The sequence below is a fragment of the Phyllobacterium sp. 22229 genome, from assembly GCF_052056495.1.
Classification (GTDB): domain Bacteria; phylum Pseudomonadota; class Alphaproteobacteria; order Rhizobiales; family Rhizobiaceae; genus Phyllobacterium; species Phyllobacterium myrsinacearum.
This window is the reverse complement of record NZ_JBQEPA010000030.1, coordinates 39,912-60,868: the sequence shown is the minus strand read 5'-3', so window position 1 is coordinate 60,868 and position 20,957 is coordinate 39,912. Positions and strand designations below refer to the sequence as shown.

General features: G+C 61.3%; 26 protein-coding genes. 9 read left to right on the top strand and 17 right to left on the bottom strand.

Annotation, left to right across the window (positions count from 1 at the left end; translation table 11 throughout):
- Positions 1–1,146 (bottom strand): cytochrome ubiquinol oxidase subunit I (locus ACTJJ7_RS25855; protein WP_440969259.1); only part of this gene is annotated, 1,146 nt, incomplete at its 3' end.
- Positions 1,147–1,262: 116 nt separating this feature from the next.
- Positions 1,263–2,249 carry a threonine ammonia-lyase gene (locus tag ACTJJ7_RS25850; protein ID WP_440969258.1) on the bottom strand — a complete coding sequence of 329 codons (987 nt, stop codon included), beginning with the start codon at positions 2,247–2,249 and terminating at the stop codon, positions 1,263–1,265.
- A gap of 150 nt (positions 2,250–2,399) precedes the next feature.
- On the opposite strand from ACTJJ7_RS25850, the gene mbfA reads away from it, so the two are divergent.
- Positions 2,400–3,383, top strand: coding sequence for an iron exporter MbfA (gene mbfA / locus ACTJJ7_RS25845; RefSeq protein ID WP_105733908.1), 984 nt, complete (start codon positions 2,400–2,402; stop codon positions 3,381–3,383).
- Between the two features lie 249 nt (positions 3,384–3,632).
- Entirely contained in the window at positions 3,633–3,767 is a 135-nt protein-coding gene (locus tag ACTJJ7_RS25840) for a hypothetical protein (RefSeq protein ID WP_280952406.1), read from the top strand.
- On the opposite strand, the gene ACTJJ7_RS25835 is transcribed toward ACTJJ7_RS25840, so the two are convergent.
- From ACTJJ7_RS25835 to dut, 9 genes are all read right to left on the bottom strand, one after another.
- Positions 3,758–4,105, bottom strand: coding sequence for an antibiotic biosynthesis monooxygenase family protein (locus tag ACTJJ7_RS25835; RefSeq protein ID WP_130268435.1), 348 nt, complete (start codon positions 4,103–4,105; stop codon positions 3,758–3,760). The two genes, ACTJJ7_RS25840 and ACTJJ7_RS25835, sit on opposite strands and share 10 nt — an antisense overlap.
- Positions 4,102–4,431 (bottom strand): NIPSNAP family protein, encoded by a 330-nt coding sequence (locus ACTJJ7_RS25830; protein WP_440969257.1) that lies wholly within the window; start codon positions 4,429–4,431, stop codon positions 4,102–4,104. The genes ACTJJ7_RS25835 and ACTJJ7_RS25830 overlap by 4 nt, the downstream gene beginning before the upstream one ends.
- A gap of 151 nt (positions 4,432–4,582) precedes the next feature.
- Positions 4,583–5,557 carry a cysteine synthase A gene (cysK, locus tag ACTJJ7_RS25825; RefSeq protein ID WP_440969256.1) on the bottom strand — a complete coding sequence of 325 codons (975 nt, stop codon included), beginning with the start codon at positions 5,555–5,557 and terminating at the stop codon, positions 4,583–4,585.
- A 137-nt stretch (positions 5,558–5,694) separates the two neighbouring features.
- A complete protein-coding gene (locus ACTJJ7_RS25820) occupies positions 5,695–6,315 on the bottom strand; it encodes a LysE family translocator (protein ID WP_105733911.1) in 621 nt (206 codons plus the stop codon).
- A gap of 94 nt (positions 6,316–6,409) precedes the next feature.
- Entirely contained in the window at positions 6,410–6,799 is a 390-nt protein-coding gene (locus tag ACTJJ7_RS25815) for an energy transducer TonB (protein ID WP_440969255.1), read from the bottom strand.
- 12 nt (positions 6,800–6,811) lie between these two features.
- Entirely contained in the window at positions 6,812–7,816 is a 1,005-nt protein-coding gene (locus tag ACTJJ7_RS25810) for a proline racemase family protein (protein WP_440969254.1), read from the bottom strand.
- On the bottom strand, positions 7,816–8,472 hold the full coding sequence (locus ACTJJ7_RS25805; protein ID WP_130268431.1) for an HAD family hydrolase: 657 nt from the start codon (positions 8,470–8,472) through the stop codon (positions 7,816–7,818). The genes ACTJJ7_RS25810 and ACTJJ7_RS25805 overlap by 1 nt, the downstream gene beginning before the upstream one ends.
- 2 nt (positions 8,473–8,474) lie before the next feature.
- The gene (locus tag ACTJJ7_RS25800) at positions 8,475–9,293 is read right to left on the bottom strand and encodes an isocitrate lyase/PEP mutase family protein (RefSeq protein WP_440969253.1); all 819 of its coding nucleotides are present in this window, start codon (positions 9,291–9,293) and stop codon (positions 8,475–8,477) included.
- Positions 9,294–9,308: 15 nt separating this feature from the next.
- Entirely contained in the window at positions 9,309–9,794 is a 486-nt protein-coding gene (dut, locus tag ACTJJ7_RS25795; RefSeq protein ID WP_105733916.1) for a dUTP diphosphatase, read from the bottom strand.
- A 162-nt stretch (positions 9,795–9,956) separates the two neighbouring features.
- On the opposite strand from dut, the gene ACTJJ7_RS25790 reads away from it, so the two are divergent.
- Positions 9,957–10,766: a class II glutamine amidotransferase gene (locus ACTJJ7_RS25790; RefSeq protein WP_440969252.1), complete on the top strand. Its 810-nt coding sequence runs from the start codon at positions 9,957–9,959 to the stop codon at positions 10,764–10,766.
- Between the two features lie 15 nt (positions 10,767–10,781).
- On the opposite strand, the gene ACTJJ7_RS25785 is transcribed toward ACTJJ7_RS25790, so the two are convergent.
- The gene (locus ACTJJ7_RS25785; protein WP_440969251.1) at positions 10,782–11,099 is read right to left on the bottom strand and encodes a HigA family addiction module antitoxin; all 318 of its coding nucleotides are present in this window, start codon (positions 11,097–11,099) and stop codon (positions 10,782–10,784) included.
- Positions 11,100–11,123: 24 nt separating this feature from the next.
- Complete coding sequence (locus ACTJJ7_RS25780) at positions 11,124–11,405, bottom strand: type II toxin-antitoxin system RelE/ParE family toxin (RefSeq protein WP_440969263.1); 282 nt, start codon at positions 11,403–11,405, stop codon at positions 11,124–11,126.
- 169 nt (positions 11,406–11,574) lie between these two features.
- Here ACTJJ7_RS25780 and ACTJJ7_RS25775 point away from each other — a divergent pair, with 169 nt between their 5' ends.
- From ACTJJ7_RS25775 to ACTJJ7_RS25760, 4 genes are all read left to right on the top strand, one after another.
- Positions 11,575–13,164: a peptide chain release factor 3 gene (locus ACTJJ7_RS25775; protein WP_105733920.1), complete on the top strand. Its 1,590-nt coding sequence runs from the start codon at positions 11,575–11,577 to the stop codon at positions 13,162–13,164.
- Positions 13,165–13,310: 146 nt separating this feature from the next.
- Complete coding sequence (locus tag ACTJJ7_RS25770) at positions 13,311–13,709, top strand: ArsR/SmtB family transcription factor (RefSeq protein ID WP_130268427.1); 399 nt, start codon at positions 13,311–13,313, stop codon at positions 13,707–13,709.
- Between the two features lie 4 nt (positions 13,710–13,713).
- Positions 13,714–14,259, top strand: coding sequence for an SRPBCC family protein (locus ACTJJ7_RS25765; protein ID WP_130268426.1), 546 nt, complete (start codon positions 13,714–13,716; stop codon positions 14,257–14,259).
- Positions 14,260–14,312: 53 nt separating this feature from the next.
- On the top strand, positions 14,313–14,678 hold the full coding sequence (locus tag ACTJJ7_RS25760; RefSeq protein ID WP_440969250.1) for a VOC family protein: 366 nt from the start codon (positions 14,313–14,315) through the stop codon (positions 14,676–14,678).
- Between the two features lie 22 nt (positions 14,679–14,700).
- Here the strand turns inward: ACTJJ7_RS25760 and ACTJJ7_RS25755 are convergent, their stop codons facing one another.
- The 4 genes from ACTJJ7_RS25755 to ubiE all read right to left on the bottom strand — a co-directional run bounded on the left by ACTJJ7_RS25755 (position 14,701) and on the right by ubiE (position 19,161).
- Complete coding sequence (locus ACTJJ7_RS25755) at positions 14,701–15,231, bottom strand: GNAT family N-acetyltransferase (RefSeq protein ID WP_105733924.1); 531 nt, start codon at positions 15,229–15,231, stop codon at positions 14,701–14,703.
- A gap of 104 nt (positions 15,232–15,335) precedes the next feature.
- Complete coding sequence (gene coaBC, locus ACTJJ7_RS25750; RefSeq protein WP_440969249.1) at positions 15,336–16,730, bottom strand: bifunctional phosphopantothenoylcysteine decarboxylase/phosphopantothenate--cysteine ligase CoaBC; 1,395 nt, start codon at positions 16,728–16,730, stop codon at positions 15,336–15,338.
- A 68-nt stretch (positions 16,731–16,798) separates the two neighbouring features.
- Positions 16,799–18,376, bottom strand: coding sequence for a 2-polyprenylphenol 6-hydroxylase (gene ubiB / locus ACTJJ7_RS25745; RefSeq protein WP_440969248.1), 1,578 nt, complete (start codon positions 18,374–18,376; stop codon positions 16,799–16,801).
- Positions 18,377–18,384: 8 nt separating this feature from the next.
- Positions 18,385–19,161 (bottom strand): bifunctional demethylmenaquinone methyltransferase/2-methoxy-6-polyprenyl-1,4-benzoquinol methylase UbiE, encoded by a 777-nt coding sequence (gene ubiE / locus ACTJJ7_RS25740; protein ID WP_440969247.1) that lies wholly within the window; start codon positions 19,159–19,161, stop codon positions 18,385–18,387.
- Positions 19,162–19,277: 116 nt separating this feature from the next.
- On the opposite strand from ubiE, the gene ACTJJ7_RS25735 reads away from it, so the two are divergent.
- Together ACTJJ7_RS25735 and upp are read left to right on the top strand one after the other, a co-directional pair.
- Positions 19,278–20,297, top strand: a complete 1,020-nt coding sequence (locus tag ACTJJ7_RS25735) for an adenosine deaminase (RefSeq protein WP_440969246.1) — start codon at positions 19,278–19,280, stop codon at positions 20,295–20,297.
- A gap of 30 nt (positions 20,298–20,327) precedes the next feature.
- The gene (upp, locus tag ACTJJ7_RS25730; RefSeq protein WP_105733928.1) at positions 20,328–20,954 is read left to right on the top strand and encodes a uracil phosphoribosyltransferase; all 627 of its coding nucleotides are present in this window, start codon (positions 20,328–20,330) and stop codon (positions 20,952–20,954) included.
- Positions 20,955–20,957: the final 3 nt, after the last annotated feature.

Genomic DNA, 20,957 nt, shown 5'->3' with positions numbered 1-20,957 from the left:
CGTCCCGGTCAGGAAGCACTGTTCGAAACCTTCCAGCTCTTCCGGCATGATGGCCCGTTCGACAACCTCATAACCGCACACCAGCACGAGCGCGAGCGGCCGCGTGAGCGTGCCGCGCCGCCACAGCATCCACGCGGCTGTCCAGCCGACCAGCAGCATCAGGATGCCGGTACCGGCCATGATGCGGAAGGCAAAGAACAGCGGCAAGACCGGCGGATGATTGCCCGCGAACTGGTCGAGGCCCGGCACGGCACCGGCGGCGCTGTGCCGCAGGATCAGGCTGGCACCATCCGGCACGGCGACCTCGAAACGATTTTCGCGTTTCGCTTCGTCGGGCAGGGCGAACAGCAGCAGCGGCACATGGGAGCGGGTCTGCCAGTTGGCTTCGATGGCGGCGATCTTCTGCGGCTGATATGCCAGCGTGTTCAGCCCATGCTGGGCACCGGCGGCGATCTGCACCGGGATGAGCACCGCCGCGAGATAAACGCCGGTGCGCAGGGCTTTGCCCATGGCATCGCTGCGGTCGCCCAGCAGCCAGCGCAGGGCGGACAGGCCTGAGATCAGAAAGGATACGGTCAGCCCCGATGCCAGCAGCATATGCACGAGCCGGTAGGGCATGGACGGGTTGAAGATGATGGCGGCCCAATCGGTGGCAAAAGCCTTGCCGCCGCGCATCTCGAAACCATCGGGCGTCTGCATCCAGGAATTCAAAACGATGATCCAGAAGGCCGACACGGTCGTGCCGAAGGCGACAAGCAGGGTGGCCAGCGTGTGGACGCGGTTGGACACGCGGCGAAAGCCAAACAGCATGATGCCGAGAAAGGCGGCTTCGAGAAAGAAGGCGGTGAGAATTTCATAGGCCAGCAGCGGACCGGCGATGTTGCCCACCGTTTGCATATAGCCGGGCCAGTTGGTGCCGAACTGAAAGCTCATGGTCACGCCCGACACCACGCCGAAGGCGAAGGACAGGGCGAAAATCTTGACCCAGAAATGGTAGGCCTTCATCCAGCCTTCGTCGCTGGAGCGGCGGTAGCGCAGCTTGAAATACAACAGCACCCAGCCGAGCGCGATGGTGATCGTCGGGAACAGGATATGGAACGAGATATTCGCAGCGAATTGTATTCTCGACAGAATGAACGGATCCATGACGGCGTCCTTTCGCTGCGGACATATGTCACCCGAACGGACTGCGTGAGAAGTAGACATGCTGTCGCGTGCGTGGTTCGACACGCACGATAGCCATGCAAATCGGGCCTTTGCCCTTAAGCCGCGGCGATCAGCCCGCCATAGATATCGAGGTCGACATTGCCGCCGGACAGGACCACGGCAACCGTCTTGCCTCGCAGCTCGTCCGCCCGCGCCGCCACGCCGGCAAGCCCGACGCAGCCGCCGGGCTCGACAATCACCTTGAGGTAGGTGGCCGCATCGCGCATGGCAGCAGCAACCGCTTTATCGGAAACCGCGACGCCGCCCGCCAGGTTCTGCTGGTTGATCGGAAAGGTCAGATCGCCCGGCTGCTGGGTCAGGATCGCATCGCAGATCGAGCGGTAGCCCGGCTCGTTGGCAACCTGCCTGCCAGCCGCCAGCGACCGGCGCAGATCATCGAAATGATCGGGCTCGACACCCCAGATGCGCGTGTGCGGCGAGCGCGCCTTGACGGCAACGGAAATGCCGCTGATCAGCCCGCCGCCGCCGCTCGGCACGAACAGGTCGTCGAAGACGATGCCGCGTTCCTCCGCCTCGTCGATCAGTTCGATGCCGATGGTGCCCTGCCCGGCCATGATCGCGGGATCGTCATAGGGCGGGACAAGGATCATGCCGCGTCCATTGATATACTCGGCCGCGATATCCTCCCGGCTCTGCTTGTAACGGTCATAGAGCACCACGTCAGCGCCATAGGACCGTGTATTGGCAATTTTCAGCTGCGGTGCATCGGATGGCATGATGATGACAGCCTTGATGCCGAAAAGCTGGGCGGAACTCGCCACGCCCTGCGCATGGTTGCCGGAGGAAAAGGCGACGATGCCGCGCTTGCGCTCGTCCGCCGTCATCTGGCTGATGCGGTTGTAGGCACCGCGGAACTTGAACGAGCCGGTCCGCTGCAGGCATTCCGGCTTGAACAGGATGCGCGCGCCATACTTGTTGTTAAGCGCTTCCGACTCGATCAGCCGGGTGGCGACGAGCTGGCCTTTGAGCCGGATGGCGGCATCGACGATATCGGTATTGGCAATGGCGAACGCGTTCATCATGTCCTCGGCGGTTCAATGGGCGGGTCTGGCCATTCATAGCACCAGCGCAGCGTTTCAGCATCCAAATCATTGTCATCATTGTCGCGGGCGCCTCTTGAAAAGCGCGGCTGCTTTCTATAGTTTAGAATTATTCTAAATTAGGACAGTGCCATGCTCAGCCGCTTCTTCGGTCCCCGCCGCCACGAACTCAACGAATTGTCGGAACAGCAGCTCCTCGCGCTCGCCATTTCATCGGAAGAAGACGATGCGCGGATCTACCTTGCCTATGCCGACGGGCTGCGGGACGATTTCCCGCAAAGCGCCAAAGTCTTCGAGGACATGGCGGAGGAGGAAAACCTGCACCGGCAGGCGCTCATCGACATGCACCGCGAGCGCTTCGGCGACCGCATTCCGCTGATCCGGCGCGAACATGTGCGCGGCTATCTCGAACGCAAGCCGGACTGGCTGGTGCGGCCGCTCGGCATCGACAAGGTGCGCGAGATGGCGGAGAAAATGGAGGAACAGGCCTATCGCTTCTACACGGAAGCGGTGAAGCTGGTCAGCGACGCCTCGACGCGCAAACTGCTCGGGGATCTTGCCATTGCCGAGAAAACCCATGAATCGCTGGCGCACCGGCTGGGCGAGCAGCACACGCCGGATGCGGTGCAGCAGGACGAGAAGCTGACGGAAAAGCGGCAGTTCCTTCTGACCTATGTCCAGCCGGGGCTGGCGGGGCTGATGGATGGCTCCGTCTCGACACTTGCGCCGATTTTTGCAGCGGCCTTTGCAACCCAGGACACCTGGCAGACATTTCTCGTCGGCCTCTCCGCCTCGCTCGGCGCCGGCATCTCGATGGGTTTCACCGAAGCCGCCCATGATGACGGCAAGCTGTCCGGGCGCGGATCGCCGCTGAAGCGCGGTCTTGCCAACGGCCTGATGACGGCGATCGGCGGCCTGGGCCATGCCCTGCCCTATCTGATCCCGGATTTCTGGACGGCCACGACGATCGCCGCACTGGTGGTTTTTGTCGAGCTTTGGGCGATTGCCTATATCCAGCACAAATATATGGAAACGCCGTTCTTCCGGGCGGCGATACAGGTGGTGCTGGGCGGCAGCCTCGTCCTGGCCACGGGCATTCTCATCGGCAATGCGTGATGGCCGGTGGCTGTTAATTTGTCCTGGCGGCGAATCAGAATTCACAAAACCCGGTGGTTAACACCGGGTTTCTTTTTGGCTTTTCAACCGGAAAATGATGCCCTGCCTCAGGTGTTAAAGCTAATTTTCCATGAATTCACCGGGCCTTAACCATCGGTATTCAGCAAGCGTTCATATTTATCGGTTAAATTTTAGCTAAATGATCGCTAAACGATTTTTTCGGGCGATCGAGATTCAGGAAATGAAGATATGACCATGCTCGTTCAGCTGCGCGATACGCTTCGCGTCGTCCGTGAATTCATTGTACCGTCCTACCGGCCGGAACGCCATTACATGCGCGGCCCCGGCCCCGCCTGTGCACAGCGCAACCACGGTCAGGCATGATGGTAAACGCGCGCGTCAGACGGAGCCTCATCACGGGCTCGCAAGCCATAGTCACGCATAACAGCCGCAATCCGCAGCCGGTAACCGGCAAAGATTTCGGCGCGGCCTGCGCTCTGGGCAGCGCGATGTTCCTCGGTCTGGCGCCAAGCCGCAACTGAGGCTTCGTCGCGCCAGAACGACAGGGAGAGATAACGGTTCTCATTGGCAAGGCTACGGAACCGTTCGACGGAAATGAAGCCGTCCATCTTTTCCAGAAGCGGGCGCAGATTGGCCGCCCGCTCGAAATAGTCCCCCTCGCGGCCTTCCCTCGGCTCGACTTCGAAAATCACAGCAATCATCGGATCAGCCCTCCATTGTTGCCCGTCACGCGGCGCAGGAACGTGCGATCCTCGCGGCGGATGAATTTCCGTTCGCGTGAAAATTCGTAATTGGCGCGGCCAAGCGGATCGTCCGCCAGTTTTGCGCGGTAGGCCTCATAGGCCGCCAGATTCTCGATGGTGTAAATCCCGTAGGCCAATGTGGCCGAGCCCTCATGCGGAGCGAAATAGCCGATCAGATCGGCACCGCAGCGCGGGATCGCCTCGTTCCAGCTGCGTGCATAGTGTTCGAATGCATCCTTCTGGTAGGGGTCGATCTCATATTTGATAATGCAGGTGATGCTCATGACAGCCGCTCCTTTGCGTGGACTGGCCTGTTTTAGAGCCGCCGGATCACCCGATGCTTCGATGACGGCCGAACTGTCATGACTGAAAACAATCAGCCCCGCCGCGCATTTGGCGCGCGGCGAGGCTGATTGCAAAACAGTATCTGTTCTATCAGGCGTCGAGGCCGTCGAAGAGTGCCGTCGACAGATAGCGTTCGGCAAAGGACGGAATGATCACGACGATATTCTTGCCCTTGTTCTCCGGACGCTTGCCGAGTTCGATGGCCGCCGTCAGCGCGGCACCGGAGGAAATGCCGACCGGCACGCCTTCGAGCTTGGCGACCAGACGGGCATAGGTAAAGGCATCCTCGTTGGAAACCTGAATGACCTCGTCATAGATGTGCGTGTCGAGCACCTGCGGCGCGAAACCGGCGCCGATGCCCTGGATCTTGTGCGGACCGGGATTGCCGCCTGATAGAACCGGCGAATCCTTCGGCTCGACCGCCACGATGCGCACATCCGGCTTGCGCCGCTTCAGCACCTGGCCGACACCGGTGATGGTGCCGCCGGTGCCGATGCCCGACACAAAGACATCGACCTTGCCGTCCGTATCGTTCCAGATTTCCTCGGCCGTCGTCTTGCGGTGAATCTCGGGGTTGGCCGGATTGTCGAACTGGCCGGGAATGATGGCGTCCGGCGTGGTTTCCACCAGTTCATTGGCCTTGGCGATGGCGCCCTTCATGCCCTTGGCGCCCTCGGTCAGCACCAGTTCGGCGCCGAGCAGCTTGAGCATCTTGCGGCGCTCGACCGACATGGTTTCCGGCATGGTGAGGATGAGGCGGTAGCCCTTGGCGGCGGCGGCAAACGCCAGCGCGATACCGGTATTGCCCGAGGTCGGCTCGACGAATGTCGTCTTGCCCGGCGTCGCCTTGCCCTGGGCTTCCAGCGACTCGATCAGCGCGACACCAATGCGGTCCTTGACGCTGGCGATCGGATTGAAGAATTCGAGCTTGGCCAGCAGATTGGCTTCGACGCCCTGGTCCTTTGCCAGCTTATCAAGACGGATAATCGGCGTATCGCCGATGGTATCGACAATGGAATTGTAGATACGGCCGCGGCCGGGTTTGCGCGCATCACTCGTGCTCATGGAAATGCTCCCTCAATTGCTGTGGCAGCCATCTTATGGCGTGAGCTTGAAAATTCATAGTCGATCCCATGCATAAACAGCCCGATCACGGGAATTTCATGCCAATATGCATATCGTATTAGAATAAAATTCTACGATCAGGATGCCCGGCCGGCGATGGCAAGGGCGGCGCCCGCCATGCATGCGGCGGCGGTGCGGTTCAGCCGTTTCAGCGCGCGCGGCGATTGCAGGAACCAGCGCGCCTTGGACGCAAGCGCGAGATAGGGCACCAGCACGACAAGCAGCGTCACAATCGTCACGCAGGCCAGCAGCGCATAATCGGCCGGGGTAATGGCGTGCAGATCGATCAGCGTCGGCGTCAGGGCGATGTAGAAGATCATGGTCTTGGGGTTGCCAAGGGTGACGGCAAGTCCGGAAAGCACGCTGGCAAGAGCCCCGCCGCTGCCGCGCCTGGCTTCAATCTTTTCGGCGGAGATTCCCGCGGTCCAGAAACTCCAGGCGAGATAGGTGAGATAGGCCACACCCGCCCATTTGATCAGCAGAAACAGTGTTCCGAAGGTCTGCGCCACCATGGAAAGACCGAGCACCACGGCCGTCAGATAGGTCAGATCGCCAAGGACGAGACCAAGCGACATGAACAGGGCCGAGCGGAAACCGGAGCCGAGGGCCCGCGCGATGAGGGCGGTGAGGCCAGGCCCGGGAATGGCGGCGGCAATGGCAAGGGCGCCCGAATAGGCGATGAAACCGGCAAGTGTCATGATCACTCTCTGCGTGAAGTGTGTGCGGCGGGACAATACGCCGATTTTCCGCGCAGGCAATCGGGTTTGAATGTTTGTGCTTTGAAGGCCGAATTCAGTGGGCCGGACTGTGGAAGTGCATGATGATTTCTTTCAGGTCCTCATAAAGGTCCGGATTTTCGGCGACGGTATTGAGAGGTGAACAGCGTTTGACTGCGCGAACTGCGCTTTCGGCCAATGATTTGAAAAATTCGCCCTTTTGAGGCTTCAGAATTTCCGGCGTGCCAACTATCGAGCCATCCTTTGCAAGCTGAAACTTCACTGTCACTTCCAATGGCTGATTTTTGGGCGCAACCGGCGGGAGCCAGCACCGCGTCACCGCCATTCTCAACTGTTCAGCAAGCTGCATGATCCTTGGATCGGCCGGCTTCTTGTCCTCGGCATGAACCGGTGCAGTTGCGATCAAAAGTGAAAAACACGCTGCGCCTGCAATCCGTCCGAGCATGGTCACTTCCCTCTAGAGAACCAGAAACCCCTGTCCGAGCGGATCATCGTCTTCCACGATGAACTCCGCCTTGCCGCTGTAATAGGCGTGGCCGGAGACGCGCGCCGTAATGGCGTCGAACGGTCCCGCCCTGGTGAGCGAGGCGACAGCCCCGGCAAAGCGTGAACCGACAATGCTTTCGAAAATCCGCGCTTCGGTGGCATGAATCTGGCCCTTGGCGTGCATGGCGGCGAGCCGCGCGGTCACGCCCGACCCCGTCGGCGAGCGGTCGAGCTGCGCATCGGCGAAAATGCAGACATTTTCTGTCGGCGCCTCCGACCAGTTGTCGAGACCGTCAGTGAGGATGGAACCATAGAGGAAGGCAAGGTCGCTGTGATCCGGGTGCGCCAGCGGCACGGCATCTTTCACCGCTTCGGTGAGCAATGTCGCCGCCTCGATGAATTTGCGGGCGGGATCGCGGCCGAATTCAAGGCCGAACTGGCCGCAATGGGCGAGCGCATAATAGGCGCCGCCATAGGCCACGTCGAACGTCACGTCGCCATAGGGCGGCAGATGGATGGTCCGGTCCCCGGCAAACAGAAAGGCCGGGACGCTTTCGAAGGACACGCTGGCGGATTTGCCGTCCTTCACCTCGACGGAAGCGACCACCATGCCGCAGGGGCATTCGATGCGAACCGTGGTGACCGGCTCGACCTTCTCCACGAGGCCATAATCGACGGCATAGCGGCCAAGCGCGATGATGGCGTGGCCGCACATGGTCGAATAGCCCTCATTGTGCATGAACAGCACGGCAAGATCGGCGCCCGGCAGGTTCGGCTCGACCAGCAGCGCGCCATACATGTCGAAATGACCGCGCGGCTCGAACATCAGGATTTTGCGCAAGGCGTCGAGATTGTCCCTGACATAGGCGCGCTTTTCCAGGATCGTGCCCTTCGGCAGCGCGGGATAGCCACCGGTGATGATGCGCAGGGGCTCGCCGCCCGTATGCATGTCGATGACGCTGAGCGGCGCGGCCATCAGGCAATGCCCAGAAGCGCGGGCAGCTTGCGCATATCGTCAAAGAGGATGCCGCCCGCGGCGGCAAGCCCTTCGTGATCGGCGTGCTCGTCGCCGCAATAGGAAAACACCCGCATGCCGGCGGCCGTTCCCGCCGTTGTTCCCGCCACGCTGTCCTCGATCACCACGGAGCGGGACGGCTCGAAACCCATCTGCTGCGCAGCATGCAGAAACAGATCGGGAAAAGGCTTGCCGCGCGCCACCATGGATGCACTGTAGAGCACATCGTGGAAATGGCCGATCAGGCCGGTTTTTCCGAGCGTCAGGTGCATTTTTTCCACATTGGCGGAAGAGGCCACGCAGTAGGAGAGTTGCGCTTCCTTCACGGCATCGATGACCGTTTCGATATGCGGGATGGCATCGACGCCGTTTTCAAAAATGACGGGAATGGCCTGATACCAGCGCTCGACAAAATCGTCGCCAAGCCTATAGCCTTGCGCCTCGACCTTCTCCTTCACCGCGCGCATCGGCATGCCGCAGAGGGTCTTGCGCGCCTCATCGAAGGTGATGGGATAGCCCGCGGCATTGAGCATCTTGATCAGGTGCCGATTGGCAAGGGCTTCGGTATCGACCAGGACCCCGTCACAGTCGAAAATCACCAGGTCGGGGCGTGTCATGATTAAATGTCCTTGTCTGCGTCCTGTGCGTAAAGCTTCTGCAGCTCCCCGAACGTCACGCCGGTTTTTGAAAATTCGAAGGTGCCCTTGTCAAGCACTTCGCGGGCCGCATCGCGGATGGCGGTGAAGGCGGCGGTGGTCAGCCGCGGCCCGAGCGAAACGCGGCGCACGCCGGCGGATTTCAGCGCGCTGACACTCAATGACGCCGGTGCCAGAACGCTGACAGGCTTCGACACGGCGGCACAGATGGTGCGGATGCTCTCGAGATCCGAAATACCAGGCGCAAAAAGCACGTCGGCACCGGCCCGCTCGAACGCCTGCAGCCGCTTGATCGTGTCATCGAGATCGGCGCGGCCATGCAGGAAATTCTCGGCACGCGCCGTGAAGACAAAATCGCTTTTCAGCGCCCGTGCGGCTTCGGCCGCCGCATAGACGCGCTCGACCGCATGGTCGAAATCATAGATCGGCTTGTCCGGATCGCCGGAAAAATCCTCGATGGAGCAACCGGCAAGACCGGCGGCCTCGGCGGCGAAGATGGTCTCGCCGGCGCTGTCGGCGCTGTCGCCCTTGCCCTTTTCCAGATCGCCGGAGATGGGCAGGTCCGTTGCCGCCACGAGATCGCGGCAATGCTGCATCATGACATCGAAGGTGACGCCGCCATCGGGCAGCGCGCGCGAAAAAGCAAAACCGGCGCTGCTGGTGGCCAGCGCCTTGAAGCCGAGCGACGCCAGGAACCGGGTGGTGCCGGGATCCCATGGATTGGGCATCAGCAGTATTTCCGGCCCCTGATGCAGCTGACGGAAAACCTTGCCCCTGTCCATGTTGTCCTCCTGCGACTACGACGTGCCCGTTGACCCGAACCCTCCGGCACCGCGTGCCGTTTCGCTGGCATGCTGCCGTTCTTCAACCTCGAGCTGAACGACCGGCGCCAGCACGACCTGCGCGATACGCATGCCGCGCTCGACGTAGAAGTCGTCATCTCCAAGATTGATCAGGATTACTTTTACCTCACCCCGGTAGTCGGAATCAATGGTCCCCGGCGTGTTGAGGCAGGTAATTCCATGCTTGAGGGCAAGGCCGGACCGCGGCCTCACCTGCGCTTCATAGCCCTGCGGGATCTCGAAGACGAGGCCGGTCGGCACCAGGGCCCTGCGGCCGGGCAAAAGCAGCAGTGGACGGTCCGCGGGCACGGCGGCGCGCAGGTCCATTCCGGCCGAGCCGGTGGTTTCATAGGCGGGCAAGTCAAGGTCCTGCCCATGCGGCAACCGGACAAGACCGAGAGCGGGATGCACGTGACGTGCGGAATCGGATGATTGAGACATGAGACCACCTTTTTCACCAGTCCGCCGGATTGGTCAACTCACAAGATTTGTCCCGATCATTGTTTACACACAATCTCTTTCTAGCAGTGGCGGAGCCTGACGATTCCCAAGCGCGGCGCGACGCGCTATTGTCAGTCGCATCAAGAGTGAATCGGGTGAATCATGTGTCGATGGGCAGCCTATCTCGGACCTCAGCTTTATCTCGAAGATGTCATCGCCTCCCCATGCCATTCGCTGATCGCCCAGAGCCATGATGCGCATGAGGCCAAGACCCGCACCAATGGCGACGGTTTTGGCGTTGCCTGGTATGGCGAGCGGCCGGAACCCGGCCTTTACCGCGATATCCTGCCCGCCTGGTCCGACCAAAACCTGAAGAGCCTGTCGCGGCAAATCCGGTCGCACCTGTTTCTCGCCCATGTGCGCGCCTCCACCGGCGGTTCGACCAGCCGAACCAATTGCCATCCGTTCGTCTCGGGCCAGTGGAGTTTCATGCACAATGGGCAGATCGGCCATTTCGACCGGCTGCGGCGCGGGCTGGAAGCCAAGCTCGACGATGCGCTCTATGTGCAGAAGCTGGGATCGACGGATTCGGAGCTGATTTTCCTGCTGATGCTGCAATACGGCCTCGACAGGGACCCGGCACAATCGCTGGTGGAGACGGTCAATGTCATCACCGCCGAAGCAGAGCGCGCCGGCGTGCCGCCCTTCATCCGGCTGACGGCGGCATTTTCCGACGGGTCACAGCTCTACGCGGTGCGCTACGCCACCGACCGCTTTGCCCCGACGCTCTATACGGCAACACTTTCGCCGAGCGCGGGCCTGTGCGTCGTCTCGGAGCCGCTGGACGGCGAGGCGGAAAACTGGATGCCGGTGCCGCCGAACAGTTTCGTCACGGTCAAGAACAGCAAACGCATCGCCATCGAGCCGTTCATGGCACAGGAAAAGTCCGGCCCGGTGCTGGAGAAAGCGTAAATTTCAAAATCTTGACTACGCCGCTTTGTCGGCTTTGCGCTTGAGCGCGACGATCCTGTCGATTTCAGCCCGCTTGTTGCGGGTTTCGATCTTGAGATCGTAGGACATCTGCATGTTCAGCCAGAACTCCGCCGACGTGTTGAAATATTTTCCGAGCCGCAACGCCGTATCGGGACTGACTGCCGTTTTTTCCGCGACCAGACGCTCGATGCGCGTGCGTGGAACATGCAGCGCTTTCGCCAAGGCACCGGCGCTCATCTTCAAGGGTTCGAGAAACTCTTCCCGAATAATTTCACCGGGATGAATAGGGGGTAAACCGTTTTTTCCCAACATGCTTTTTCCTTCCGCAATCAATACCTAGTGATAGTCTGTAATTTCGACCTGCTTGGCACCCGCCTCTGTCCAAATGAAACAGACGCGCCATTGGTCATTGATACGGATCGAATGCTGTCCTTTTCGATCACCGCGAAGCGCCTCCAACCGATTGGCAGGCGGCGCAAGGAGATCTCTGAGCGAGGTCGCATGCTGGAGCATGGTGAGCTTGCGACGGGCGCGTTGCAGCATGATTTCCGGAAACCCTCTCGGAGCCTCCCCATGTAAAATCGCCTCCGTCCATTTGTCCTTGAATGAACATATCATTATCGCCTCAAATGCAGCTATTTTACCGCCGCTCATTCACCGGTCAAACAAAATGTATCACGCCGCGATACAACCTTGGTATAAGACGCCTTGGAATTGACAGTCGACGGCGGGGTCTGCGGCTGATAGAAGGCGCGCAACCCTACGATTATGAAATTTGAGCCGCTTCATGTCTTCTGCCGACCATCCCGTTTCCAAACGCCGTACCTTTGCGATCATCGCGCACCCGGACGCCGGTAAAACCACGCTGACCGAAAAGCTGCTGCTGTTCGGCGGAGCCATCCAGCTCGCCGGCGAGGTCAAGGCCAAGAAGGACCGCATCCAGACCCGCTCCGACTGGATGAACATCGAACGGGACCGCGGCATCTCGGTCGTCACCTCGGTGATGACCTTCGAGTACAAGGACTGCATCTTCAACCTTCTGGATACGCCCGGTCACGAAGACTTCGCCGACGACACCTACCGCACGCTCACCGCCGTCGACAGCGCCGTCATGGTCATCGATGCCGCCAAGGGTATCGAGGCGCGGACGCTGAAGCTCTTCGAAGTCTGCCGCATGCGCGATATTCCGATCGTTACCTTCGTCAACAAGATGGACCGGGAAAGCCGCGACCCCTACGAAATCCTCGACGAGATCGAACAGAAGCTGGCGCTCGACACCGCGCCGATCACCTGGCCGATCGGCCGCGGCAAGAGCTTTGCCGGCACCTACAACCTTAAGGACAATACCGTGCGGCGGCGCGACGAAGAGGAAACACCGACCCCGGTCAACGGACCGGACGCGTCCGGTGCCTCCGGCCTGCTGCCCGAAAACGAACGGCAGGCATGGATCGACGAGGTAACGCTGGCGCGCGACGCCTGCAATCCCTTCGATCTGCAATCATTCCGCGAAGGTCACATGACGCCGGTCTATTTCGGCTCGGCGCTGCGCAATTACGGCGTGCGCGACCTGATCGAAGCCTTCTGCGATTTCGGACCGAGCCCGCGCGCGCAGGATGCCGATATCCGCCGCGTGGAAGCGACCGAAGACAAGATGACCGGGTTTGTCTTCAAGATCCAGGCCAATATGGACCCGAACCACCGCGACCGCATCGCCTTCCTGCGCGTCTGTTCCGGCAAGCTGTCGCGCGGCATGAAAGCCAAACTGGTGCGCACCGGCAAGCCGATGAGCCTGTCGGCGCCGCAATTCTTCTTCGCCCGCAGCCGCCAGATCGCCGACGAGGCCTGGGCCGGCGATGTGGTGGGCATTCCCAACCATGGCACCTTGCGCATCGGCGACACACTGACGGAAGGCGAAGACATCCTGTTCCGCGGCGTGCCGAACTTTGCCCCGGAAATCCTGCGCCGCGTGCGGCTCGACGATGCGATGAAGGCGAAGAAACTGCGCGAGGCGCTGCAGCAGATGGCGGAAGAAGGCGTTGTCCAGCTGTTCCTGCCCGATGACGGTTCGCCCGCCATCGTCGGCGTGGTCGGCGCCCTGCAGATCGACGTCCTGACCGAACGCCTGAAGGTCGAGTACACCTTGCCCGTCGGCTTCGAGCCCGCGCGCTTCACCATCGCGCGCTGGATCTCGGCCGATGATCCGGCGGAGCTGCAGCGCTTCATCAATGCGCACCGGGCCGATATCGCCCACGATCTCGACAATGATCCGGTGTTCCTGGCGCAGAATTCCTTCTCGCTGTCCTATGAGGCGGAGCGCTGGAAGGCCATCCGCTTTGCCGCGATCAAGGATTATCAGGTGCGCGAAAAAGCCGCCTGAACCAGACTTTTCTTTAACCCGACTGACCGCCATCCACGTCCCTGCAGACTGCCTGCGGGGATTGGACCGGCTTTGCCCTGATCGGCCTTGCGAATTTATTCAACCAAGTGGTTGACAATTGAAATTGCGCGTCTATATTAAACCTTATGGTTGAATATGACACTCCCACACTCGACGCCGTTTTCCATGCCCTCTCCGACCCGACACGGAGAGCCATGCTGCACCGCCTGTCGACCCACGAACGCACCGTCAGCGAGCTGGCGACGCCGTTCAACATGTCGCTGGCCGGCGCATCCAAGCACATCAAGGTGCTCGAGGCGGCGGGGCTGGTGCGGCGTCACGTGCAGGGCCGGACCCACATCTGTGCCCTGCAGGCGGCGCGCCTCGCCGAAGCGCAGGAATGGCTGCGCTATTACGAGCAGTTCTGGGACGAGCGGCTCGACGATCTGGAAGACATTCTGCGCGCGGAGGACCGCGCGCTTGCCGACACGGCAAAACACGGGCCCCGCAAGGTGCCCAAATCCAAACCGGATACCAAGGAGTAGAACAATGAGCCTGCATCAGGGAAACGACCAGCTTGGCATTGCCACCGCACCGCGCACCGTTCGCATCGAACGGCTGCTCCCCGGCCCGGTGGAGCGCGTATGGGCCTATCTCACCGACTCGGAAAAGCGCGGCAAATGGCTCGCCAAAGGGCCGATGGCGGACCACGCCGGCGGACCGGTGGAACTGACCTTCCGCCATTCCGAACTGTCCACCGCGCCCACCCCGGAAAAATACCGGAAATATGAAGGCCACCGGAATGTCGGGAAAGTCATACGGTGCGAGCCGCCGGCATACCTGTCCTTCACCTGGGAAGAAGGCAATGGCGCGGCGTCGGAAGTGAGCTTCGAGTTGCAGGCGGCGGGCGGCGACACGCTGCTGACCCTCACCCACAGCCGCCTTGCCGATCATGGCGCCATGGTCAGCGTCGCCAGCGGCTGGCACACGCATCTGAGCGTGCTGATCAACGTGCTCAACGGGGCTGAAACCGCGGATTTCTGGTCAAAGCTGGAGCACCTCGAGGCAGAATATGACAGGGCGCTGCCCGCATGACATTTTTACTGCGTCAACGCGAACGCACCGCATTCACGGAAGGATGACCTCGCATGAAACCGCGCTATGAAGGCAACCACAACATTGCCATGAAAGTTCCGCCCCACCAGTATGAGGCAACGGTTGCCTTCTACCGCGACGTGATCGGCCTGAAGCCCCTCGACAATCACCCTCCGCATATCGGGTTCCATTTCGGCTCGAACCAGTTGTGGATCGACCGGGTGCCCGGCATGAGCCAGGCCGAGCTGTGGCTGGAGATTGCCGCCGACGATGCCGGTGCGGCGGCAGTTCACCTGAACGCTGCCGGCGTCGTCCGCTGCGATGAAATCGAGCCGCTGCCGGACGGCCACCGGGATTTCTGGATCACCAGTCCCTGCCAGATCGTCCATCACATATCGCAGAAGGGCGAGGGGTGGTAGGCGGCGGCCAGTTATTGCCCGGTCAGCGCTTGAACCTGCGCTCGAGCAGCAGGACCGTTTCCCCGGTGTAGTCAACCTCGCCGATCCGGGCAAACCCGGTCTTTTCCGCCACCCGGACGGAGGCGGCATTCTCCGGCGAGATGATGCACAGGGCCCGCTCCTGTCTGAAAAAACCGTCGCCCCATGCCGCGGCTGCCGCAAGCGCTTCACTGGCATAGCCCTTGCCGTGGATTTCCGGCGCGAGAACCCAGCCCATTTCAGGCGTGTCGCCGAAGGGCGGCTCGATGTCACGCAGGAAATTGGCAAAGCCGATATCGCCGACATAGCGGCCGGTGGCCTTGTCTTCGACCGCCCAGAACCCATAACCGTTCAGGGCCCAGAGACCGGCATATTTGAGCAGCCGGCCCCAGGACGCCTCGCGCGTCGACGGCTTGCCCGAAATGAATTCATAAACCGCCGGTTGCGTCCACAGGCTGTGCAGGGCTTCAAAATCCTCCAGCCCGTGCGCGCGCAGAATGAGGCGTTCGGTTTCAACGATAGGCGTAGCAGTCATGGGGATTCCATCTTGAACAATGACATGGCTTTTCTGAAGATTATCGCGCATCAAGTCAAACGGCTTTTAACGTAAGCATATACTTACGCTTTGGCGGCGCCGCGTCAGACCTCGATCGTCTGCAGCGCCGCGGCGATCCGGGCTGCCAGCCGCTCCGCCACCTCCTCCTTGCTCATGTCGGGCCATTCTTCGACGCCGGAACGCGTGACGATGCGCACGGCATTGCGGTCGCCGCCCATCACGCCGGTGGTGTGGCTGACATCATTGGCAACGATCCAGTCGGCGCCTTTCTTGTCGAGCTTCTTGCGCGCATTGGCGAGCAGGTCCTGGGTTTCCGCCGCGAAGCCCACAACAAGATGCGGCCGCTGTTTGCTGTGCCCGACCCCGGCAAGAATATCGGGATTTTCCACCATCTGCAGGGCTGGCGCCGCCGCGCCGGGCTGCTTCTTGATCTTCTCGCCCGCCTCACTTGCCGTACGCCAGTCGGCGACCGCCGCAACCATGACCGCCGCATCGGCAGGCAGCAGCAGCTCCACGGCATCGCGCATGTCGCGGGCGGATTCCACATGGGTGACCGACACGCCCTCGGGGTCGGCAATGGTCACCGGCCCGGAGACCAGATGCACGGTTGCACCCAGCCGCGCCAGCGCAGCGGCGATGGCATGGCCCTGTTTGCCGGAAGAACGGTTGGCGATATAGCGCACGGGATCGATGGGCTCATGCGTCGGGCCGGAGGTCATGACAATGGTCTTGCCGGCAAGCGGTTTCGGCCCGACATCCAGCAGCTTTTCAATTGCGGCGACGATCTCCAGCGGTTCGGCCATGCGCCCGGCACCCGCCTCGCCGCTTTCGGCCATCTCGCCGCTGTTCGGCCCGACAAAGCGGATGCCGTCATTGGCAAGGGTCGTGCGGTTGCGCCGGGTTGCCGGATGCGCCCACATTTTCGGATTCATGGCCGGGGCGATCAGCACGGGCTTGTCGGTGGCCAGCAGCACCGCCGAGGCGAGATCATTGGCCAGACCGCCCGCCATTTTTGCCATCAGATCCGCCGTTGCCGGGGCAACGACAATGATATCCGCTTCGCGGGACAGGCGGATATGCCCGACATCGTGCTCATCCTCACGGGAGAACAGGCCGGTGAAAACCTTGTCTGCGGCCAGTGCACCGACGGACAGCGGCGTGACAAACTCCTCCGCCGCCTTGGTCAGCACCGGGCGCACATGCGCGCCGCGCTCGCGCAGGCGGCGGATGAGGTCGAGACATTTATAGGCGGCAATGCCGCCGCCGATGATGAGAAGAATATGCCGCCCGCCGAGCGTTCCGGTTGCCAGTCCTGATGAGGGCGCCGGGACCTGGGTGATGGAAGGGCTGGCATGCAGATCCAGCGCTGCAAGGAGAAGGCGCACTTCCTCCTCCATCGACCGGCCATGGGCAGCGGCGCGCAGCCGCAGCTTTTCCTTGGTTGCGTCATCGAGATTGCGGATGGTGATGCTGGCCATATGATTGCACTCCGAGAACAAAGACTGCATAAAATGCAATCATTGCAATCATATTAGCGCAGAAAATCTCAAAAAAGAAGCTTATAAGTGATGGCGACCAGACAGACTGCAATCACCCCGAGAGCAATACGGCCAGAGCGTGTATGCCGCGCCTCCGCCTTGCCGATGGCCTTTGCCGTCTCGTCGTCGAAGCGGAAGCCCTGCTCCGCCATCCGGTCCATCTCCTTCGACAGGCGGTCAGCGCGCGCCACCAGTTCGGGTGCCTGACGGGCGAGGTGCAGCAGGGCACCAACACCCTCGCGCGCATCGCCAAGAATTCCCTGCGGGCCGAGATTGCGGCGGATCCAGTCACCGACGACAGGTTCGGACGCTTTCCACATGTTGAAATGCGGATCGAGCGTGCGGGAGACGCCTTCCACCACCACCATGGTCTTTTGCAGCATGACCAGTTCCGGCCGGGTCTCCATGTCGAAAAGCTCGGTGACCTCGAACAACAGGGTCAGCAGTTTGGCCATGGAAATGGTTTCGGCGGGCTGGCCATGGATGGGCTCGCCAATGGCGCGGATGGCCTGGGCAAAACTCGCCACGTCGTGGTGATGCGGCACATAGCCCGCCTCGAAATGCACCTCGGCGACACGGACATAGTCGCGCGTGATGAAGCCGTAGAGGATTTCGGCGAGGAAACGCCGCTCCTTCTTGCCAAGCCGCCCGGTGATGCCGAAATCCACGGCAACGATATGCCCGCGATCATCGACGAACATGTTGCCGGGGTGCATGTCGGCATGAAAGAACCCATCCCGCAATGTGTGACGCAGGAAGGACTGGATCAGTGTTTCGGCAAGGCCGACAAGATTGTGGCCAGCGGCGCGCAGGCCATCGATATCCGACATCTTGATGCCGTCGATCCATTCGAGCGTCAGCACATCGCGCCCGGTGCGCTCCCAGTCGACAGTCGGCACGCGGAAGCCCGGATCGTCCTTGGTATTCTCGCCGATTTCCGAAAGCGCGGCGGCTTCCAGCCGCAGATCCATCTCGATGCGCGTCGTCTGCGCCAGAGTGCGCGTCACTTCGATCGGACGCAGGCGGCGCGTGGCAGGCACGTAGCGCTCCTGCCACTTTGCCACGAGGAAGAAGCTTTCCAGATCATTGTTGAAGCGCTGGCGCACACCCGGCCGGACAACCTTGACGGCAACCTTGCGGTCCTCGCCGCCCGTCCTGACATAGGCGGGATGGACCTGCGCAATCGATGCAGCGGCGATGGGTTCGCCGAGATTGACATAGAGATCGCCGACGGGACGGCCGAGCGATCCCTCGATGGCCTTGACCGACGCTTCCATCGGGAAGAAATCCAGCTGATCCTGCAACAGCGCCAGATCGTCGGCCACTTCGGTGCCGACGACATCGGGCCGCGTTGCCAGGAACTGGCCCAGCTTGACATAGGACGGCCCGAGCTTGTTGATGGCGCGCGACATGCGCTCGGAGCGGCGGGCCGTGCGGGCGCGCCGCCTTGCCAGCAGCCCGGCGATGCGGTGGCCGAATGCGGGAAGGCCGCTCAGGCCTTCGGCGGGCAGTGCGGAAATAACGCCTTCGCGCGTCATGATCCATCCAGCCCGGATCAGGCGAAATGTTGCGGTAAGCTTACTCATTCAGAACGTCACAATTTCCAGCCGGAATGCAGGGCAGCGATACCGCCGGTAAAGTTGCGCCAGCTCACCCGCTCGAAACCTGCCGTGCGGATCATCTCGGCGAAATCCGCCTGCCGGGGGAATTTGCGGATGGATTCCACCAGATACTGGTAGGAATCCGCATCCCCCGTGACCGCCTTGCCGATTTTCGGAATCGCATTGAACGACCAGGCGTCGTAAATCTTGTCGAGAAGCGGCAGTTCCACCTCGGAAAATTCCAGGCAGAGGAAGCGTCCGCCCGGCTTCAGCACGCGATAGGCTTCCGCCAGAGCGCGGTCGATATGCGGCACATTGCGGATGCCGAAGGCGATGGTATAGGCGTCGAAGCTGGCATTCTCGAATGGCAGTTCCTCGGCATTGGCTTCGACAAACTCGGTATTGTCGGCAAGGCCCTTTTTCGCCGCGCGGTCGCGGCCGACACCCAGCATCGAGCCGTTGATGTCGAGCACGGTGGCATGGGCATTGCGATTGGAGGCCTCGACGATGCGGAAGGCGATATCGCCCGTACCGCCGGCGACATCGAGTGTCTTCCAGTTCGACGTCTTGGACGGCGCAAGCCAGGCAATCATCGAATCTTTCCAGACGCGGTGCAGGCCGCCGGACATCAGATCGTTCATCACATCGTAGCGCTTGGCGACGCGGTGAAACACGTCGTTGACGCGTGTCTGCTTTTCTCCGTCGCCGACATCCTGAAAACCGAAGGATGTTTCCATGCCGCCATGGGCACCGGTGCGTTGCTGGCTCATTGTGCTACCTGCTGATCTCTTTTGCGGGCGGAGCATAGAAGATTGAAACGCAGAAGGCTATTGTCTGTTGCGCGATGAAGCGACGCGCTGCACATTTTGTCGAATGGAGACCGCCCATGGTGTTGAAGGCCGAACTGCATTGCCACGTCGAAGGTGCCGCCTCTCCCGCCCTCGTTGCGCGAAAAGCCGCCAAGTATGGCGCCGATGTTTCCGCCTTTATCGTTGACGGCAGATTTGTCTGGCACGATTTCACCTCCTTCCTGCGCGCCTATGATCAGGCCTCGGCGCTGTTCCGCACGCAGGAGGATTATGCTGACCTGACCGAGGATTACCTGTTGGCGCTCAGCGCGCAGGACGCGATCTATTCGGAAGTGTTCATCTCCACCGACCATGCCATCAGCGCGGGACTTTCGCCGCGCGCCTACATAGAAGGGCTGGCGGAAGGCATGCGGCGCGCCAAGGCGGCCACCGGCATCGAATCGCGCATGATCGCCACGGGCCTGCGCCACAAGGGGCCGGATGCGGTCATGGAAGCGGCACGATACATCGCCGAAAACCCGCATCCGCTGGTGACCGGGTTCGGCATGGCCGGTGATGAACGCATGCACCATCCCAGGGATTTTGCCCGGGCTTTCGATGTGGCCCGCGACGCCGGCCTCGGCATCACCGTGCATGCGGGCGAACTTTCCGGCTGGGAAAGCGTGGCCAATGCGCTCGACGCGATCAGGCCGTCGCGCATCGGCCATGGGGTGCGCGCCATCGAGAATCCCGATCTGGTGCGGCGGCTGGCGGAAGAACAAATCCTTCTGGAATGCTGCCCCGGCTCCAATATTTCGCTGCAGGTCTACGCCGATTTCCCGTCCCATCCTTTTCCGGCACTGGCCAGGGCCGGGGTGCCGGTCACGCTCAATTCCGACGACCCGCCCTATTTCCACACGGACCTTGCGCGGGAGTACGATATCGCCGCCGCGTTTTTCGGCTGTGACGACGGCGCCCTGACAGAGATCACGCGGACAGCCCTCAAGGCAGCCTATGTGGATGAAACCACGCGAAACACCCTGATTGAGCGCCTCGACGCCGACAAAACTGTGCGTGCAGGGGATGCGGACTTTGCGGGATCGGTTGCGAGCAGCTAAGGTCGGGGAAAATTCGAGTAGGAGTTCTCCATGGGCGTTACGATCGTTTCCCATCCGCTTGTCCAGCACAAGCTCACCATCATGCGCGACAAGGATACATCCACGGCGGGATTCCGGCGGCTGCTCAAGGAAATATCGCTGCTGCTGTGCTACGAGGTCACGCGCGATCTCGAACTGACCACCATCCGCATCCAGACGCCGATGATGGAAATGGATGCGCCGGTGCTCGAAGGCAAGAAGCTGGTCTTCGCCTCGATCCTGCGCGCGGGCAATGGCCTACTTGAAGGCATGCTCGATCTGGTACCCGCTGCGCGTGTGGCGCATATCGGCCTCTACCGCGACCACGACACGCTGCAGCCAGTGGAATATTACTTCAAGGCACCCGAAGATATCGTCAACCGGCTGATCATCGTTGTCGATCCGATGCTGGCGACCGCCAATTCGGCCATCGCGGCAATCCAGAAGCTGAAGGATCGCGGCGCAACCAATATCCGCTTCCTCTGCCTGCTTGCGGCACCCGAAGGCATCGAGCGCTTCACCAAGGCCCATCCCGATGTGCCGGTGTTCACGGCGGCCATCGACAGCCACCTGAATGAAAAGGGCTATATCATGCCGGGTCTCGGCGATGCCGGTGACCGGATGTACGGCACGAAATAGGGT